This window comes from Shewanella sp. GD04112 (assembly GCF_029835735.1).
Lineage (GTDB): Bacteria > Pseudomonadota > Gammaproteobacteria > Enterobacterales > Shewanellaceae > Shewanella.
Window position 1 is genome coordinate 3,249,040 of sequence record NZ_JAOEAL010000001.1, and the last position, 19,234, is coordinate 3,268,273.

Consider the following 19,234-nt stretch of genomic DNA (forward strand, 5'->3'; position numbering starts at 1 on the left):
AGGCGGCAATTTTAAGGCAAACTCAGCTTCCTTCGTCGTTGAATTATTTGCATTAAAGGTGATACATGACACCGCCACCCGCACTGGCCATAGTGCTTGCCCTGCTGGCCGCGAGCCTGATGGGCACCATTGGCGTATTCGCCCGTTTTGCCGCCCTGCCCGCCGAACATATTACCTTTTACCGCCTGCTACTCGGCGCGCTGTTTTTAATGGCCTATATGCTGTTAACGGGTAAAGGACGGCAAATTCGCCACAAACCGAGCAAGCGCACCTTGATCAATGGCGCTATGTTGGCGGGATTTATGGCTTTTTATATCGAGGCCATCGAATACACCCAAATGGCAACGGTGATCATGATTATCTATCTCGCCCCTGTGCTGGCGTCACTCTTTGCCCATTTTGTGTTTCACGAAAGACTTAAGCGCTCTAGCATCGCCACAGTGGTGCTCGCCTTGATGGGTTTTATGCTGATGCTGCCTGTGACCTCGAGTCAGTCACTCTATGACAATGAAATTATGGGGTATTTTTATGCCCTGCTCGCATTGCTGACCTATTGCGGCTTTATCTTAATCAACCGTAAACCGAGCGCCGCCTCGCCCTATCAAAGCACCTTAGTCCAGCTCAGTGTCGGCGCCCTATGCTTACTGCCCTTAGTGTTAACGACGCCCTTAGTGCCGAGTCTGGATCAATTTGCTTGGCTGCTGGCGATTGGCTTCTTTCCGGGCTTTTTAGCCATTCTGTTTGCAGTAAAAGCCCTCGCTCAATTACCTTCGGTCACCTATGGCACCCTTTCTTACGTCGAACCTGTGGTGGTGGTCGCACTGGCTTGGAGGTTATTTGATGAGGCGCTCACAACACAGCAAATGCTGGGGGTAACACTGATTATGCTGGCGGGCATGGCACAGGGCTACTTAAGCCAGCGCCACACGACCAGCAAAACCTTAAAGGATTGCCCGACTTAAACGTACAGTTAAGCGCATAGTTAAAGGTGAAGTTAAACACAAAGTTAAGCGCACAATTCAAACCTCAGCAATAAAAACGCCGCTAATAAGCGGCGTTTTTTATCTGATCACTTAAGGCTATTTAAAACAATTAATTAGCCTTCGATGCCTTTGCTCACGAGGAACTCATCGTAGGTGCCCTTGAAGTCATTCACGCCGTTCGGAGTGATTTCAAGGATACGGTTGGCCAGTGACGATACGAATGCGCGGTCGTGGCTCACGAACAGCAAGGTGCCTTCGTATTTTTCCAGCGCGTTGTTTAATGATTCGATCGATTCCATATCCATGTGGTTGGTTGGTTCGTCGAGCATCAGGATATTTGGTTTTTGCATGATGAGCTTACCAAATAACATACGACCCTTTTCACCACCCGACAGCACTTTAACTGACTTTTTGATGTCGTCGGCGCTAAACAGCATACGGCCTAAAATACCACGAACCGCTTGGTCGTCGTCCTCTGGTTTACGCCATTGGCTCATCCATTCGAACAGGGTCATATCGTTTTCGAAATCTGATTCATGGTCCTGCGCGTAGTAACCGATGTTGCTGTTTTCAGACCATTGGATCAGACCTTCATCCTGAGGAATATCATGGATTAAGGTACGCAGTAGTGTGGTTTTACCCACACCGTTCTCACCGAGGATGGCGATACGCTCACCCACTTCGACGATAAGGTTTAAGTCTTTAAACAGCGGCGTGTCGTAACCTTTGGCTAAGTTTTCAACCACTAATGCATTACGGAACAGTTTCTTTTCCTGATCGAAACGAATGAATGGGTTAACGCGGCTAGAGGCTTTAACTTCTTCCAGCTTGATCTTATCGATTTGACGCGCGCGTGAAGTCGCTTGTTTTGCCTTAGAAGCGTTGGCAGAGAAGCGCGCCACGAAGGTTTGCAATTCAGAGATTTGCGCTTTCTTCTTAGCGTTGTCGGCCAGCAGACGCTCACGGGCCTGAGAGGCCGCTTGCATGTATTCGTCGTAGTTACCTGGGTAAACGCGCAGTTCACCGTAGTCTAAGTCTGCCATATGGGTACAAACTGAGTTTAAGAAGTAACGGTCGTGCGAAATGATGATCATGGTGCTGTCGCGTTGGTTCAGTACGTCCTGTAACCAGCGGATAGTGTCGATGTCCAAGTTGTTGGTGGGTTCGTCGAGCAGCAGTACGTCTGGATCTGAGAACAGCGCCTGCGCCAATAACACCCGCAGTTTTAAACCTGGAGCGATTTCAGACATCAGACCGAAATGGCTTTCGATACCAATACCGACACCGAGCAAGAGCTCACCCGCGCGAGATTCGGCGGTATAACCGTCCATTTCGGCAAATTCCATCTCAAGGTTTGCCACGGCAATGCCGTCTTCTTCGCTCATTTCTGGCAGAGAATAAATACGGTCACGCTCTTGCTTCACCTTCCACAGTTCACGGTGGCCCATGATCACTGTGTCGATGAGGGTGAATTCCTCATAACCGAATTGGTTCTGGCTTAACTTACCCAGACGCTCGTTGACGTCTAAAGATACGTTACCGCTGCTCGGCTCTAGATCACCGCAAAGGATCTTCATGAAGGTTGATTTACCGCAGCCGTTCGCACCGATAAGACCGTAACGGTTACCGCCGCCGAATTTAACTGAGATGTTTTCAAACAGTGGCTTAGAGCCAAACTGCATGGTGATATTCGCTGTAGTGATCAAAATGAACTTCCAAATCGAGTTTAGGTTGGCCGGACGTCTGGCAAGGCAACTAAGTATAAACCTATTTGCAAAAGCCAAGTTGTCTAACCTGAGGGGGTAAAAATAAACGTGGCACTATAGCAGTTTGGGCTAAATTATCAACTAAAAAGGCCCACTTAGCCGCGAATCGTCAAGCAAAATAACGGGCTAGAAGGCTTATTTAAGTGCTGATATGAATCTAAGCTAACGGCTTATTTCAGCAACATTTTTACCGAATGATTCAAGCTAATAGAATTGGATGACAGCAGGATGAATCCACTCAAGTGATTAGCGAGTCGAATGTAACGTTTGGGCTGAGGTATGTGCTTGAGTTTGGGCGGGGACAGAGGCTGAGATTTATGTTCAAACAATACAGCCCGCAAAATGCGGGCTGTATCGGGAGTGCTTACTTACTGCCTCACGATTTAACGAGGCAAAGTGTTATCACTCATGCGAGCGCAAGCGTTATAACTTTTGCTGTCTTAACCGATTCGCATTGGTGACCACAGTTAGGGAAGACAGCGCCATCGCCGCCCCGGCAATCACAGGGCTTAACAGCATACCCGTGAGCGGATATAAGACACCCGCCGCCACAGGAATACCTAAACTGTTGTAGATAAAGGCCCCAAACAAGTTCTGCTTAATATTGCGAATGGTCGCGCGGGAAAGTGCCAATAAGTTAGCAATCACTATCAGCTGATGGGACAGCAGAGTCATATCCGCGCTTTCGATCGCCACCTCAGTGCCCGATCCCATGGCGATCCCCACATCGGCGCTCATCAGGGCGGGTGCATCGTTGATACCGTCCCCCACCATGGCAACCACATGGCCTTGCTGTTGTAAGGCTTTAATATGCTGCTGCTTTTGCTCGGGCAATACGCCCGCAATCACTTCCTCTATGCCCACTTGAGCTGCCACCGCCTGCGCCGTTTGCGGATTATCTCCGGTCAGCAGCACTACGCGAATCCCCTGTAAACGTATCGCGCTAATCGCTGCTTTAGCGTCTGCCTTGATCGGATCGGCAATGGCGATAGTGGCCACTAACTTGCCCGCCTTGGCGACATAAATCGCTGTCTTGCCCTGTTTGGTAAATTGCGCGGCGGCTTCTACCGCAAAGCCTGAGTGGCTGCCTGTCACGCCCTCCGCTGACTGCACATCAAATGCTGCCATTAGGGCTTGATTACCCACTAAAAAGTCAGCGCCATCGACTCGTCCTTCAATGCCCTTACCTTGATGATTAGTAAAAATCTCGGTCACGGGCAATGGAATCGAGGCTTGCTTAACATAACTAACCATTGCGCTGGCCAGCGGATGCTCCGAATGCTGCTCAAGACTGGCGATAGCGCCAAGTAGTTCGCGCTTGTCTTCATCACTAAGCGCTTGGTCTTTGGAAGCTTGGCCATTACCCTCAATCCAATGGATATCAGTCACTTGGGGTTTGCCCTGAGTCACAGTGCCGGTTTTATCCAGCACCACACAATCGACCTTGCTGGCGCTTTGCAGTGCTTCCCCATTTTTAACCAATACGCCCATTTGAGCGGCGCGGCCAACGGACACCATGATAGACATAGGTGTGGCTAACCCTAAGGCGCAGGGACAGGCAATGATCAGCACGCTGGTGAGCACCACAAGTGCATGGCTGAGCGCGGGTTCTGGCCCAACAAGATACCAAATTGCCGCCGCGAATAAGGCGATGACGACAACTGTTGGCACAAACACCGCCGAAATTTTATCGGCCAGACGGCCAATCGGCATCTTAGAGGTTTGCGCCTCCTGCACCAGTGCGATGATTTTGGCAAGGCGCGTATCCTGCTGCCCTGCGGTCACCCGATAGACTAAACTGCCGTTACCATTGACAGTCCCCGCACTGAGATTATCCCCAACATGCTTAGGCACAGGAATAGGCTCCCCCGTCAGCATGGCCTCGTCGAGTAATGACTGGCCGGACTCCACTACGCCATCGAGTGCGACCCTGTCGCCGGGGCGAAGTCTGAGTTTATCCCCCAGTTTTAGCTGGTCGATTTCCACCTCTTCATCGCCATTGTCGCCAATACGAATCGCGGTAGAAGATTGCAGGCCGAGCAAGCGCTGCACCGCTTCGCTGGTCTTGCCCCGAGCTTTGAGTTCTAGGGCGTGGCCTAAGTTAATTAAGCCTAAGATCATCACGCTCGCCTCAAAGTACACGTGGCGTGTGTCCATTGGAAACGCACTCGGGATAAGCACCACCAGCATGGAATAGAGCCATGCCGTACTCGTACCTAACACGATTAAGGTATCCATATTGGTGGTTTTGGCTTTAAGCGCGCGCCACATTCCCTGATAGAAATGGCGCCCGGTACCGACTAAAAGTGCTAGGGTAACTAAGCCCATAATGCCCCAGCCAAGCTGCATGCTAGGGCTATTAATCATCATTTCGCCGCCCAGTAATCCCCATAACATCATAGGGATACCAACAGCGAGCGCGGCGATGGCCTGACGCATCCGCAGGCGATACTCCGCCGCATCTTCGACCCGTTTTTCCTCAGCGGCCGCCTTTGCGTCCACAATCAACTGGGCGGGATAACCCGCCTTATCCATGACTGCCAGCGCCGCATCGCTGCTCATCTTGCCATCCACAGTCACTTGTTTATCGGCGAGATTGATACGGGCACTCACATTCGGCTCGGCCGCAAAGGCCTTTTCAATTTTGGCCACACACCCTGCACAATTCATGGTGGCGACATAGAGTTTTATCTGCGACATGGAAGATCCCTCACTTGAACTTAACTGCTATAGGGTTAAGATAAAGTCTCCCATCACGGGAGAGTCAAGGGTGTTTTTGTGGCAAGTATCACACTTGTCTGCATGAGTTTTTAGAACAGATAAGAACTGAGGTCAGTATGAAAATTGGTGAAGTCGCGAAGCACACAGGGTTAAGCGTTAAAAGCATACGCTATTACCACGATATCGGCCTTGTCTGCGGCGAGCGTAACGAGGCGGGATACAGGGTCTATCGCCATCGGGATATCGAATCGCTGAAATTTGTCCACCAGTGCCGCGACTTAGGTTTTAGTCTCGAGGATTGCAAACTCCTGCTTGGCCTTCGCAATAACGACAGCCGCAATGCCGAAGAGGTGAAGCAACTCACCCGCAACCATTTGGCCTATGTTGAGGAGCAAATTGGTAAATTGCAGAATCTTCGAAGCCAGTTACAGCAAATGGTCAGCGAGTGCCAAGGTGGCGACCAGCCCCACTGCGCGATTATTGATAGCCTTAACCACCAGCACTAAATGCTTAATCATCTGCATCAACCCAGCCATAAAAAAGCCTGCTTGGATGCAGGCTTTTTTATAGGGTTATCGCGAGCTAAGAGGCGTTATCACCAAGGCTTTAATGCTTCAGCCCCATCACATTATCGAGGGCGAATGTGGGTAATTTACCCGCTGGGGTAAAGTGAAACACTTGGCCATAAAAGGCTAACTCGGTTTCTAAGCCGGCGGCTTTATGCTCAGGCGTTCGCCCCTCGTCGGAATCATCACCATAGTCGATATAGGCCGTAGGCACGCCTTTGGCCTTCAGCGCCTCATAAATTTGCCGCGACTGCGCCGTTGGCACTATCTTGTTTCTCAAGCCTTGGAAAATCAGCAGGGGTTCATTCAAGCCATCTAAGTGATTGAGTGGCGATAACTCGCGATAGCGTTGCTTCATCTCGGGATAGGGACCGATAAGCTGATCTAAATAGCCCGATTCAAACTTATGTGTGCCCTTAGCGAGCTGCTCAAAATCGCTGATCCCCTCATAGCTCACGCCCGCTTGAAACACATCATAAAACGCCAAGGAGGACATGACGGTTAAACCGCCAGCGCTGATCCCGCGAATCGCCAGTTTATTGGCATCGACCCAGCCCTTAGCCACTAAATACTTAGCTGCATTGACGGCATCTTCCACATCGCTTTCCCCCCATTTGCCATACAGGCTCTGGCGATAGGCGCGGCCAAAGCCACTGCTGCCACGGAAGTTTAAATCCAACACGGCAAAGCCACGGCTGGTCCAGAATTGGATCTCACTGCGATAGGCAAGTGAAGCGCGCGCCGTCGGCCCGCCATGTAACATCACGATAAGCGGCGGCCTGGTGTCGTGGGGCGCGATGTAATTGGGATTCACCGGACCATAAAAATAACCATAGGCCTGCTGATTTTTACCCGTCGCGAAGGCGATATTTTTCGCCCGCGATACGTAATTCGGGTCAAGATTCGGCAGCGCAGGCGCATAGACTAACTCAGTACCACGGCCGACAACTCGATAAATACCCTTCTCTGGCGTCGCCTTAGCGCCGACAAAATAAACCCCATCTTCGCCCTTCACCACCTGAGTAATCTCAGCAAAATCAACGGCAAGGGATTCGGTCAATCCCGTATCTAAGTGCATACGCAGCAATGCCGCTCGATTGCCTTCGACATAGCTGGCTATCAAGGTCGAGGCATTTTCGAAGGCGTAGTTATGATTGCCTAAACGCCAATCGGGTACGGCAAACTCGGCATTTTTACTCAGCACAGGCACTAAAGTTTTTTGTGGCGTCACGCGGTAGATGTTCCACCAGTTACTGAGATCGGACACCACATATAAGTTACCGTCGGGGCCGAATAAGGGCTGAGTCACCGAAGAATCCTTGGGCGTATTCACTTTACGAATATTTTTTAACTGACCCTTACGGTCAAGATCCCCAAGCCAAAGCACGCTGTTATCCCAAGGCATATAGGGATGTTCCCAAGTGATCCACGCCAATTGCGTGTTATCGGGGGAAATCGTGGGGGAAGAAATAAAGTCATGGCCAGTGACAAAGGTATCGCCTTCACCGGCAAAGTTAAGATTGATGGTCACTAGGCTGGCTTTAGGTTCGCCGCCCTGACGGTGGTCTTCACGCACACAAATAATCCGCGAGCCCTTGGGATACGCCACGCAATCGGCATGGCGGGTGCCATTGGGGGTTAACGGTAATGGCGGTTGATTCGGGGCGAAACGGTAAAACAGCTGATCCTGCAATTTGGTGGCAAACAAGCTCTGGCCTATTCCTAAGAATGCTGCGCCGCCATACTCATGCACGGTAGATCTGACATTAAAATCAGGGGGAACCACTTCGGTCACTTTGCCAAGGTCATCGAGGCGTTTAATGCCAACTTTGCCCTGAGCGCTGCCACTGGATTCGGCAAAATAAATCGCGTCACCCACGCTTTGCAACTCGGCAATATCATCGGCCTGCTCAAACACCGAAGCCGCAGACAAGGGCGATTGCCAGCTGCCATAGGGTGCAACTTTAATATCGCCATTTTCCTTGGCACTTGAATCGTGTGTATCCGTACGCTCACACCCGCCCAGCAGCAAAACTGCACTCAGCAGATATGGTAAATAGCGTCCTAACCCCATTGTATTCCCCAAGTTTGCCAACTGAACAAACCGAAATATGCTACTGCCCTTTTGGGCTTATTTTTTAACTTTTCTGATAAACCACTTGATGACATTGGCCTGCTGCACTTGCGTGAGACCAAAATAAATACAAATCCAAGGTGACAGCAGAAAAAACCACGGGATCACCGCGACCGAACGACCTGTGAAAAGAAGAAAGAAGAAGCCGCCGTAGATCACTATCACACCCAAGACACCGACTATCAGCATCATGCGCTTAGTGATTTTTTCAAGCCAAAGGGCCTTATCCTGCCATGACATTCAGATAATCAACTCCATCACTATAATGTCAACCCTATTTGTAAAGTTATGTAAAAAAAGTGGAGTGCGATTGTTGAAGGATAGCCAGTAAATGTCAACTCCGATCCACCTTTGCACGGCGCTAAAATCGTCTGCCACACACAAATCTTTACCCAATAAAAAACCGAGCAAATGCTCGGTTTTGTTTAATATCAATAAGATACCATATTACAGACGGATACCGCCATCCACTTCAAAGACACGACCATTTACATAATCGTTTTCAATGATAAAGCGTACGGTAGAAGCTATCTCCTCCGCTTGGCCTAAACGGCCAACGGGCACAAGCTTCTCTAATCGCTCAAGCGCTTCTGGCTTCATCGCCGCGGTCATTTCAGTGGCAATCACCCCTGGTGCTACCGCTGCGCTACGGATATTGTAACGGGCTAACTCTTTTGCCCAACCCACAGACATGGCCGCCACACCCGCTTTAGAGGCTGCGTAGTTAGATTGACCTACGTTACCCGCTTTGGCGAGGCTAGAAATGTTGACAATCACACCAGCTTGACCCGATTCGATCATCGCCGCAGCCGCCTCACGGCCACAGAGGAAGGTGCCAGTAAGGTTAACATTGATCACCGATTGGAATTGGTCGAATGACATACGGTCAGTCACTTTGCCGTCTTTAGCTTTAACTAACATGCCATCGCGCAGGATGCCGGCGTTATTCACTAATACGTTGATTTTGCCGAAATCTTCCAATATGTAAGCAAAACCTGCGACCACGTCTTCTTCGTCAGTAATATCTAACGCATAACCTTGGACTTCGGTGGCTGAGCCTAAATCGGCGCAGGCGCGCTCGAGTTTTTCTTGATCAACATCGATCAGCGCCAACTTAGCGCCCGCCTGCGCAAAATTGTGCGCCATTGCTAAGCCTAAACCACCCGCGCCGCCAGTGATGACGACAACCTTATCTTTTAAATCCATCTGGTTATCCCTTGTTTATCTATTTTTTAAGTGGTGCAAATTGTTCAAAAATACTGGAGAAGTCTCGGCGACCATTGCCTTGTCTTGCATGATTCACATACAAGCTGCGTGCGAGTGAGCCCATGGGTGTACTCGAATTGCTCAATAATGCAGCTTCTTGAGAGAGGCCGAGATCTTTAACCATCAAATCTACCATAAAGCCGCCCTGATAGCCCTTAGAAGAAGGCACATTCTCCATTACGCCTGGGCAAGGATTGTACTTCTCTAACGTCCAGTTACCGCCGCTGCTGACCTTCATAATGTCCGATAGCACTTTAGGGTCGAGACCATGGTCAACCCCCATTTGCAGCGCCTCGGAAGTACCCACCATCAACACAGATAGCAGCATGTTGTTGCAGATTTTAGCGACCTGACCGGCTCCTGCGCCGCCCGCATGGAAGATATTCTTGCCCATAGCGTTAAGCACTGGCTGCGCGCGTTCGAAGGCGATGTCCGAGCCACCACAGATAAAGGTCAAGGTGCCTGCCGCCGCGCCCGCCGTACCGCCCGATACTGGCGCATCGATAAATTCGATACCACTCTTAGCCGCTTCGGCCGCCACCAATTGGGCGCTTTGGGCATCAATGGTCGAGCAATCAATCAACAAAGTATCGCCAGCGACTACGTCGAGTAGGCCTTTCTCGCTGCCATTACCTAAATATAAATTTCTAACATGCTTACCCGCAGGCAGCATAGTGATCACCACATTGGCCCCCGCCGCTGCGCCGCATGCCGTGCTCGACACTAAAGCGCCTTGGTCGGCCAAGGCTTGCATGGCGGCTGGCACTAAGTCGAAAACACGTACCGTCATGCCCGCTTTTAATAAATTGGCCGCCATTGGGCCGCCCATATTACCTAAACCGATAAATGCTACTGTACTCATGCCATCACTCCTGTGTTCTGGTGTTTTTATAATTCCAGATAGTTGTTATTCCAGACAAAAATGGCAGGCAAAGCACTCGCTCTGCCTGCCATCGATTGGCTTAGCTTAATTGGCTTAAGGGATGTTCTTCTCCCCAAGGTGAGGTCAAAATGTCCTCGATAACGCTATTTGGCACAGATTGCACATCGGCAAATTGCCATTTGGGTTGTCTGTCTTTATCGATCAGCAGTGCCCGTACGCCTTCACAGAAATCGCCCTTAGCGCAGGTGTTCACGCTGACGGTTAATTCCCATTTAAAACATTGTGCTAGGCTGAGTTTGGTGCCGAGTTGGGTTTGGATATACGCCAAATGCCAACTGATAGTACTGCCCGCGAGCATGGTCGCGCAGGCTTTATTTAACCAAGCTTCTTCGGTGCTTAAGGTTGACATACGGCTGACGATATCCGTCAAACTGCCCGCCATCAGTCTATCGATCATCTCCTGGCTCTCGGCCAGTAAACTATCGCCCTTAGGGATGTCCACTTGGTTCGATAGCTCGTTAATCATCGAGTCGAGTCTTTGATGGTTCAGTGCTGGCGTATCGCTCCAATCGAGGGTCGCCATGGCATCGAACATCAGTTCTTTGTCATCACGATTCAGATAATGATCGGCAAGGCCAACGTAACAGGCATCGGCGGCGTTCATTTGATAGGCTGTAAGCCCTAAAAACAGCCCCATTTTACCCGGCATACGGTTGAGGAAGTAACTGCCGCCCACATCGGGATAAAGCCCGATGGTGACTTCAGGCATGGCGATACGAGAGGTTTCTGTCACCACTCTATGACTCGCGCCCGCCATCAGGCCCAGACCACCGCCCATTACTATGCCATCGCCCCATACCAATACAGGTTTACCATAGGTATGCAGTAGATAATCGAGACGATATTCTTCTTCGAAGAAGACTTTAGCGACCTCAGTCACTTGTCCCTTAGCGGCTACAGACGCGTGATATAACGCCCGCACATCGCCACCCGCACAAAACGCCTTTTCTCCGCTGCCATCGAGTACCACACAGGCGATTAACGGATCTTTTTTCCACAAATTGAGCTGCACCGTCATGGCTCGAACCATATCGAGATCCAAGGCGTTGAGGGCTTTTTCAACATTGAGCGTCACTACCCCAACTAATTTACCCGAGGCGGTGGCTAAGGTTTGAAAAACCACATTTTGTGTGGTGGACGTGTGTGCAGCCTTATCTACTAAATGTGTCATTAGCGGTTCTTCCAATCAGCTTTACGTTTTTCCAAAAACGCGTTCACGCCTTCGGCCTGATCTTCAGTATCGAACAATCCGACGAACAGTTCACGCTCTATCGGTAAGGCTTGGCTGCGTGGCATTTTACGCCCAGCTTGGATGAGTGTCTTACAGGCGGTGACGCTGCTTGGGCTCTGATTCGCTACTTTAGCGGCCAGTGCAATCGCCGCATTTAAGGCTTCACCCGTTTCGACCACTTCCTCGACTAAACGCAAATTCAGCGCTTGGGCGGCATTCACCCGCTCACCGCAGAGGATCATCCGCTTCGCCCAACCTTCGCCCACTAAAGCGGTCAGATTTTGGGTGCCGCCCGCACAGGGCAGCAGGCCAACAGTGGCCTCAGGCAGCGCCATCACGGCTTGGGTTTCGGCAATACGAATATCACAGGCCAGCGCGACTTCTAAGCCGCCGCCCATGGCATAACCGTTAATGGCGGCAATCGACACGCCGCGGAACTGGCTTAAGGTTTCAAATGCTTCGCCAAAGTGTTTTGCCATGCTCGCCGCATTGCCCTTATCACCGTCGCTAAACAGTTTTAAATCGGCACCCGCGGAGAAAAACTTGTTGCCCTCGCCAGTTAACACCAGCGCATAAATGTCCTTATTGGCATTAAGCTCCAGCACTTTGGCCTTGAGCGCCTGCAAACTTTGGGCGGTCCAAGTGTTGGCTGGCGGATTGTTCATCGTCAGAATGGCCGTGTGGCCTTCGATACGCTCAACTAAATATTCCATCTGTTTCGGCTCCCTTATATTTCCAATCTGTTATCGCCAAATCCTACAGTCCCATCAGGACAGCTTAAAGGATTTGTCCGGCATTTTCGTCGAGTAAACGACGGGCGATAATGAGGCGCATAATTTCGTTAGTGCCCTCTAAAATCTGGTGTACGCGAACATCACGGAAGTGACGCTCTAAGGGGTACTCTCTGATATAACCATATCCGCCATGAATTTGCAGCGCAGCATCGCAAACTTGGAAGCCCACATCGGTGGCAAAACGCTTCGCCATCGCACAATAGGCGGTCGCTTCTGGGTCGCCACTGTCGAGTTTAAAGGCGGCCAGACGCACCATTTGCCGCGCGGCCACTAATTCGGTCGCCATATCGGCGAGCTTAAATTGCAGCGCTTGGAAGGCTGCCAGCGGCTTACCAAATTGCTGACGTTCATTCATGTACTGCGTTGCACGCTCTAAAGCCGCCTGCGCCGTACCGACAGAGCAAGTGGCGATATTGATACGACCACCGTCTAAGCCTTTCATCGCAAAGGTAAAGCCTTGGCCTTCTTCACCGAGCAGGTGCGCAACGGGCACACGCACGTTATCGAAGGTAACTAAGCGCGTAGGCTGCGCGTTCCAGCCCATCTTATCTTCGGCCTTGCCATAGATAATGCCTTCACTGTCGGCAGGAATGGCAATGGCTGAAATACCCTTTGGCCCAGCTTGGCCAGTGCGGCACATTACGACTAAAAGCTCGGTTGAACCTGCGCCCGAGATAAACATCTTAGAGCCAGAGACTACGTATTCATCACCCTCACGCACCGCTTTGGTTTGCAGTGAAGCCGCATCAGAGCCAGCACCTGGTTCAGTTAAGCAGTAAGACGCTAGCATTTGGCCCGTGGTCAAGGGCTCAGACCAAGCTTGACGCAGAGCCTCAGTACCCCAAGTGGTGACCATCCAAGTGGCCATATTGTGAATCGTCAGCATGGCGGTGGTGGCTGTACAGCCCTTTGCCAGCTCTTCGAAAATAATCGAGGCATCTAAACGCGACAGCCCCATACCACCTTCCGATTCGGGGGAATACAGGGAGCAGAAACCCAGCTCACCGGCTTTTTGGATCACATCCTTAGGGAAATGATGTTCTTCGTCCCATTTGGCGGCGAAGGGGGCGAGTTCATCCGCCGCGAACTGGCGGGCCAGATCGGCAAATTGGCGTTGGTCTTCGTTGAAATTAAAATCCATTTGGCTCTCCTATGACTCTTTGGCCATTTCTTTCGTCAATATCTTTTGCGTAATACACAGTGAATTTATCGGCAGACTTATCATCAATGGGCGCCAACTGGCGCCACGTTTAGACTGAAAAACCTGCTGTTTCACAATGCGTTGAAACTGTTTTTAAACCGCTTAGCGCAAGTTAATGCTCATATTTGGACCTGCGGCCACGGCAATGTCCGACTCGAACCAGCGGGAGGTAATGGTCTTAGTTTCAGTGTAGAAACGTACCGCTTGCTTACCATAAGCGTGTTGGTCGCCGTAGAAGCTGCCCTTCCAACCCGTGAACGAGAAGAAAGGTAATGGCACAGGGATAGGCACGTTGATACCGACTTGGCCAACTTCGATTTCGTGTTGATATTTACGGGCGGCGGCGCCACTTGCGGTAAAGATAGAGGTACCATTACCGTAAGGGCTGGCGTTAACCAGTTCGATAGCATCTTCTAATGAATCCGACTCCATACAGCAAAGCACAGGGCCAAAGATTTCTTCTTTGTAGATGCTCATATCGGTCGTGACCTTAGTGAACATGGTCGGTCCTACCCAGTTACCTGACTCGAAACCTGCCACGCTAAAGTGGCTGCCATCGAGTAAACACTCTGCGCCTTCTTCCTTACCTTGGGCGATAAGTTTGAGCACGCGCGCTTTAGCGGCAGGGCTGATCAGCGGGCCGTAACCGGCTTCTTTATCGTCCCATAAACCTGGGCGAACCTTAGCTAAGGCTTCTTTAAGCTCAGGGATCCACTCTTTAGCCGCGCCGACAAATACCGCGACCGAAATCGCCATACAGCGTTGACCCGCAGCGCCAACCGATGCGCCCACTAGGTTGTTGATGACTTGCTGCTTATTCGCATCAGGCATGATCACGCAGTGGTTTTTTGCCCCAGCAAAAGCTTGCACGCGTTTTAAGTTATCGGTACCGGTTTTGTAGATATATTGACCAACAGCCACAGAGCCGACGAAGGAAATGGCTTTCACCGCAGGGTCTGCCAGCAGGATATCGACCGCCGTTTTATCGCCATGCACCAGCTGTAATACGCCCTTTGGCGCGCCCGCTTCGACAAACAGCTCAACTAAGCGCTGCGGCGTCATTGGGTCTTGCTCTGATGGCTTAAGGATAAAAGTGTTACCGCAGGCAATCGCCAGAGGGAACATCCACAGCGGGATCATCGCTGGGAAGTTAAATGGCGTGATGCCCGCACACACACCCAGAGGCTGAGTGTAGCTGTAGGTATCGATTGAACGTGCGACGTTCTCAACGGTTTCGCCCATCAGTAATGAGGCAATGTTGCAGGCATGTTCTGCCACTTCAATTCCGCGCCACACATCGCCCTTGGCATCTTCAAAGGTTTTGCCAGTTTCTTTGGCAAGGATAGTCGCCAGTTCGTCGTGGTGTTCTTTAAGTAAGTGTTGGTAGCGCAACATGACACGGGCACGCTCAGATACTGGCACTTCTTTCCACGTCTTAAAAGCCGCCTTGGCACTGGCAATGGCCGCGTGCACTTCATCGGCCGTAGCGCTGTTGATAAGGGCGATTGGCTCGTTATTGGCGGGATTGGTCACCACGATTTGTGATGTACCTGTGCCTGTGGTGAATTCGCCATCGATGTAATGCTTAACTTGTGTGGTCATGTTGCAATCCTTTTCCTTGTTTAGGGTCGAGCTGGCGGTGCGATATTATGTTTATCCTCAGCGGGATGTTTGCCCTTGCCAGCTCAGTCTTGGTCTTGTTGATTGTTTTGCCGTTATTCGCGATTAAGCCTTTGATTAGACTTCGATTGCCATAGCGGTCGCTTCACCGCCACCGATACAGAGTGAGGCTACGCCGCGCTTAAGCCCACGGGCTTTAAGTGCATGAATTAAGGTCACCAGCAAACGGGCGCCCGAGCAACCGATAGGATGACCTAAGGCGCAGGCGCCGCCATTCACGTTCACTTTGGCCATGTCTAAACCTAATTCAGAAACCGCCAGCATAGTCACCATGGCAAAGGCTTCGTTGATTTCGAACAGATCAACCTCATCCTTAGACCAGCCCACATTGCTCAGCAGTTTTGCCATAGCGCCAACAGGCGCAGTGGTAAAGAGTGATGGCTCCTGGGCATGGGTGGTGTGGCCCTTGATGGTGGCGAGCACTGTTAAGCCTAACTGCTCGGCATTGGCGCGGGTGGTTAGCATCAGCGCCGCTGCACCATCGGAAATTGAGCTTGAGTTTGCCGCAGTAATAGTGCCGTCTTTAGCAAAGGCTGGGCGCAGTGCAGGGATTTTTTCAGGGCGAGCGTTACCTGGCTGCTCATCGGTATCGATAGTCACATCACCACGGCGATCGCTTACTGTGACGGGCACAATCTCCGCCTTGAAGGCGCCAGAGTTAATAGCCGCGTTGGCTTTTTCCAGTGAGCTTAGGGCAAAAGCATCCATTTGCTCGCGGGTTAAGCCGTATTCATCGGCGGTTTTCTGGGCGAATGTGCCCATGGCGCCGCCAGTGTAGGCATCTTCTAAACCGTCGAGGAACATATGATCTAAGACCTTGCCATGGCCCATACGCATGCCTGAGCGCGCTTTATCTAGCAAGTAAGGGGCTTGGCTCATGCTTTCCATACCGCCAGCAACCACCAACTTAGCACTGCCCGCTTTGAGTAAATCGTGGGCAAGCATTACGGTTTTCATCCCAGAGCCACAAACTTTGTTTACGGTCGTAGCACCCACAGACAGAGGTAAACCTGCCCCTAAGGTCGCCTGACGCGCTGGCGCTTGACCCAGACCCGCTGGCAATACGCAGCCCATTAACACTTCATCGACCTTATCAGGCGCTACTTGGGTGTCAGCTAACAGGGCTTTGATGGCTGTGGCCGCTAAGCTCGGAGACGTTACGCCAGACAAACTGCCTTGAAAGCCACCCATTGGGGTGCGTTTAGCGGCAACAATAACGATCTCTTGGTTAAATTGTTCAGTACTCATGGGGACTCCAAGCTAAATGTGCCTTGGCGGTAACACTCGCCAGCGGCGGATAAATAATGACAATGAAACCACTCTGACGTTTACGCGAACGTAAAGCAAGTATTCCTTGGTCTAATGTGTCGAGAAAATTCCACAAAAATTGTCAGTCAGGATTTACAGTCAAGGGAGTGAAATACAGCGTGAATGCTATGAGGCAGAAGTTGCCAAGCCCATTACCAATTTAAACCGAGGTAAAAGTAGCGGGATAAAAAAGCTTACAAAACGATATAGCGAACACAGTTTGAAAAGCAGAGTGGCCTTAGGTTAGCCAAAGCCACTCGATTTAAGAGAGCAGTAAAATAAACGCCAAAACAAACGCTAAAACAGTGCTAAGCCGAATGCGTAGAGGGAATTATTGCGATTCCCACGGCGTGACGGCCGACATATCGCTTAAGTCATAGGGCGTTAATTGGTAAACGTAATAGTTGAGCCAGTTGCTGACGAGCAGGCTGCCATGACTGTGCCAACGAGCAATGGCATCGGCCTTAGGATCGTCATTACGATAATAGTTTTGCGGCACATTGGGATTTAATCCCTGCGCCAAATCCCGATGATATTCATCGTTTAAGGTAGATTTTTGGTATTCGGGATGACCCATCACAAACAGGTTACGATTGTTACGACTAAGAACTAAGTAAGCCCCTGCCTCATCGGATTCCGCCAGTACTTGTAGCTCAGTGTGTTGTTTAAGCTCCTCGATATCCATCTCGGCAAAGCGGGAATGCGGCGCAAAGAACTCATCATCGAATCCGCGCAGCAATGGGAAATGTTGGCAGGTGCGGCGATGCACAAACACCCCAGAACGCTTTTGCTGCAGGATTTTCCGATTTAAACCATAGAGATGGTAAAGCCCCGCATGAGCTGCCCAGCAGAGGAAGAGCACTGAGGTCACATGCTGCTGTGACCAATCGATAATCTCGCGGATATGATCCCAGTAAGTGACCTCTTCGAAATCGATTTGCCCAAGGGGCGCGCCCGTGATGATCAGACCGTCGTAGTTTTTATGGCGCACATCCTCAAAGTCACGGTAGAAGGTGTTCATATGATCGATTGAGGTGTGCTTTGACTCTTTATCGTGAATGCGCAGTAAATCCACATCCACCTGCAATGGCGTGTTGCCTAATAGGCGTAGAAGCTGGGTTTCTGTCTCGATTTTATTGGGCATCAGATTCAGGATCAGCACCTTCATCGGTCTGATATCCTGATTGGCTGCCCGGGTTTCGGACATGACGAAAATATTTTCAGATTCTAAAATCCCTGCTGCAGGCAGATGATCTGGAATTTTAACTGGCATACCGCGCCTCTTCTATTCAACAATCAAAGGTTCCGGCGCGCGTATGCCACTCATCAAAGAGCAAACAAATTAGCGACCGACTTTCTCAAGCAGTATCGTCATAGGCTCAGTCGAATTGAGGTCGACATGATAGGCTTGAGTATTAATAAACAATAACTTATCACCGAGCATTATCCTTGCCCCAATGGCATAGGTATGCCCCGCTTCAAACTGATCACGCCCCATCGAAAAACTAAACGGCGTTGGGGTTTTCGCCCCTTGGGAAACGCGCTCTGCCATGACTACGGCGGGCACATCCATCTTAGAGACATCAAGCAACTGCACTATCAACTTGGCATCGGCGGGCAATGCGATACGTTCGCGGTACATGGCCTCACCTTTAATCTCGACAATCGCATTAGGTGTGGCACAACCTGAAATCACCGTGGTGACGGCGAGTAACACCATAGCCGCTAATTTTTGCCATGCAGATGTCAGTCCGCCAATCCTTAACCCTTGTCTCATTTCATTTCTCCTAATCATACATAAAGACTTCTGGATGTCTATACGCCCAAGCTATAAATCTTGTCATGCTGGGCATATCTTCCTATGATAAGCCACCATTTCGTTGCCGAAAAATTTATGACCCAAGCAACTGCGATAATTGTGGGCGCTAGCTCACATTTAAGCCGCGAACTTGCCAAACAATTGGCCGATCAGCAGGTTGAATTAGCCCTTTTTGCCCAAGATGTCGAATCACTCCGCGAATTTGCCTCGACCCTGCCCACTAAAGTTCAGGTCTTTTCACTGCAAATTGAGCAGCCAAGCGCCATCATCAAGCAACTCGAAAGCGTTTGGCACGACTTAGGTGGCGCCCACTTAGTCTTAGTGAATACCGGACTCAATAGCTACGATCCAGAGCTGCCATGGCTACCAGAGCAGGACATTATCGATGTCAATGTGCGGGGCTTTGCCGCTATCTGCAATACGGCATTTAGATTATTTCGCGAGCAGGGTTATGGCCAACTTGCCGCCATCAACTCGATTGCTGGTCTGCGCGGCGGCCCAAGTGTGGCTTACCATGCCTCTAAAGCCTTTGCGCAAAACTATTTGGAAGGCTTAAGCATGCATGCCCAGCGGCTTAAGTTGCCCATTACCATTACCGACATCCAACTCGGTTTACTGGATAAGGCCGCCATGCAGCAAAGTACGCTATGGCTTGCCCCACTCCCGCAAGTGGCGGCGCAGATCATTAAGGCCATGCAGCAGGGTAAACGCCGCGTGTATGTGACCAAGCGTTGGCGCTTAGTGGCTTGGCTCACGAAATTGCTGCCAGAGTTTATCTACAACACGCGCCACTGGAAGCCGAAAAAGGCTAAAAAGTAGTGT

Annotated in this window: 16 protein-coding genes; 3 read left to right on the forward strand and 13 right to left on the reverse strand. The window is 50.7% G+C overall.

Annotated features, from left to right (window positions below):
• Positions 1-65: 65 nt before the first annotated feature.
• Positions 66-962, forward strand: a complete 897-nt coding sequence (locus N7386_RS14450; RefSeq protein ID WP_279769301.1) for a DMT family transporter — start codon at positions 66-68, stop codon at positions 960-962.
• Between the two features lie 134 nt (positions 963-1,096).
• Here the strand turns inward: N7386_RS14450 and N7386_RS14455 are convergent, their stop codons facing one another.
• Together N7386_RS14455 and N7386_RS14460 are read right to left on the reverse strand one after the other, a co-directional pair.
• Positions 1,097-2,689 (reverse strand): ABC-F family ATPase, encoded by a 1,593-nt coding sequence (locus tag N7386_RS14455; protein WP_083757913.1) that lies wholly within the window; start codon positions 2,687-2,689, stop codon positions 1,097-1,099.
• Between the two features lie 483 nt (positions 2,690-3,172).
• Positions 3,173-5,449: a heavy metal translocating P-type ATPase gene (locus tag N7386_RS14460; RefSeq protein WP_279769303.1), complete on the reverse strand. Its 2,277-nt coding sequence runs from the start codon at positions 5,447-5,449 to the stop codon at positions 3,173-3,175.
• A gap of 137 nt (positions 5,450-5,586) precedes the next feature.
• Between N7386_RS14460 and N7386_RS14465 the strand changes: the two genes are divergently transcribed.
• A complete protein-coding gene (locus N7386_RS14465) occupies positions 5,587-5,976 on the forward strand; it encodes a Cu(I)-responsive transcriptional regulator (protein ID WP_086902409.1) in 390 nt (129 codons plus the stop codon).
• Between the two features lie 100 nt (positions 5,977-6,076).
• Here N7386_RS14465 and N7386_RS14470 read toward each other — a convergent pair whose 3' ends face one another.
• The 11 genes from N7386_RS14470 to N7386_RS14520 form a co-directional block, all read right to left on the reverse strand.
• Entirely contained in the window at positions 6,077-8,110 is a 2,034-nt protein-coding gene (locus tag N7386_RS14470; RefSeq protein WP_279769306.1) for a prolyl oligopeptidase family serine peptidase, read from the reverse strand.
• 57 nt (positions 8,111-8,167) lie between these two features.
• Entirely contained in the window at positions 8,168-8,410 is a 243-nt protein-coding gene (locus N7386_RS14475) for a hypothetical protein (protein WP_086902407.1), read from the reverse strand.
• A gap of 207 nt (positions 8,411-8,617) precedes the next feature.
• Positions 8,618-9,376 (reverse strand): SDR family oxidoreductase, encoded by a 759-nt coding sequence (locus N7386_RS14480; RefSeq protein WP_011717645.1) that lies wholly within the window; start codon positions 9,374-9,376, stop codon positions 8,618-8,620.
• A gap of 19 nt (positions 9,377-9,395) precedes the next feature.
• Positions 9,396-10,298, reverse strand: a complete 903-nt coding sequence (mmsB, locus tag N7386_RS14485; RefSeq protein ID WP_086902405.1) for a 3-hydroxyisobutyrate dehydrogenase — start codon at positions 10,296-10,298, stop codon at positions 9,396-9,398.
• A 100-nt stretch (positions 10,299-10,398) separates the two neighbouring features.
• Complete coding sequence (locus N7386_RS14490) at positions 10,399-11,550, reverse strand: enoyl-CoA hydratase/isomerase family protein (protein WP_279769309.1); 1,152 nt, start codon at positions 11,548-11,550, stop codon at positions 10,399-10,401.
• Complete coding sequence (locus N7386_RS14495; RefSeq protein ID WP_279769311.1) at positions 11,550-12,323, reverse strand: enoyl-CoA hydratase; 774 nt, start codon at positions 12,321-12,323, stop codon at positions 11,550-11,552. The genes N7386_RS14490 and N7386_RS14495 overlap by 1 nt, the downstream gene beginning before the upstream one ends.
• 64 nt (positions 12,324-12,387) lie before the next feature.
• Entirely contained in the window at positions 12,388-13,545 is a 1,158-nt protein-coding gene (locus tag N7386_RS14500; protein WP_279769313.1) for an acyl-CoA dehydrogenase family protein, read from the reverse strand.
• A 162-nt stretch (positions 13,546-13,707) separates the two neighbouring features.
• Complete coding sequence (locus N7386_RS14505; RefSeq protein ID WP_086902402.1) at positions 13,708-15,207, reverse strand: CoA-acylating methylmalonate-semialdehyde dehydrogenase; 1,500 nt, start codon at positions 15,205-15,207, stop codon at positions 13,708-13,710.
• Positions 15,208-15,342: 135 nt separating this feature from the next.
• Positions 15,343-16,533 (reverse strand): acetyl-CoA C-acyltransferase, encoded by a 1,191-nt coding sequence (locus N7386_RS14510; RefSeq protein WP_086902401.1) that lies wholly within the window; start codon positions 16,531-16,533, stop codon positions 15,343-15,345.
• Positions 16,534-16,924: 391 nt separating this feature from the next.
• Complete coding sequence (gene metA, locus N7386_RS14515) at positions 16,925-17,866, reverse strand: homoserine O-succinyltransferase (RefSeq protein ID WP_086902400.1); 942 nt, start codon at positions 17,864-17,866, stop codon at positions 16,925-16,927.
• A gap of 69 nt (positions 17,867-17,935) precedes the next feature.
• A complete protein-coding gene (locus tag N7386_RS14520) occupies positions 17,936-18,370 on the reverse strand; it encodes a YbaY family lipoprotein (RefSeq protein ID WP_086902399.1) in 435 nt (144 codons plus the stop codon).
• Between the two features lie 117 nt (positions 18,371-18,487).
• Here N7386_RS14520 and N7386_RS14525 point away from each other — a divergent pair, with 117 nt between their 5' ends.
• The gene (locus N7386_RS14525) at positions 18,488-19,231 is read left to right on the forward strand and encodes an SDR family NAD(P)-dependent oxidoreductase (RefSeq protein ID WP_086902424.1); all 744 of its coding nucleotides are present in this window, start codon (positions 18,488-18,490) and stop codon (positions 19,229-19,231) included.
• Positions 19,232-19,234: the final 3 nt, after the last annotated feature.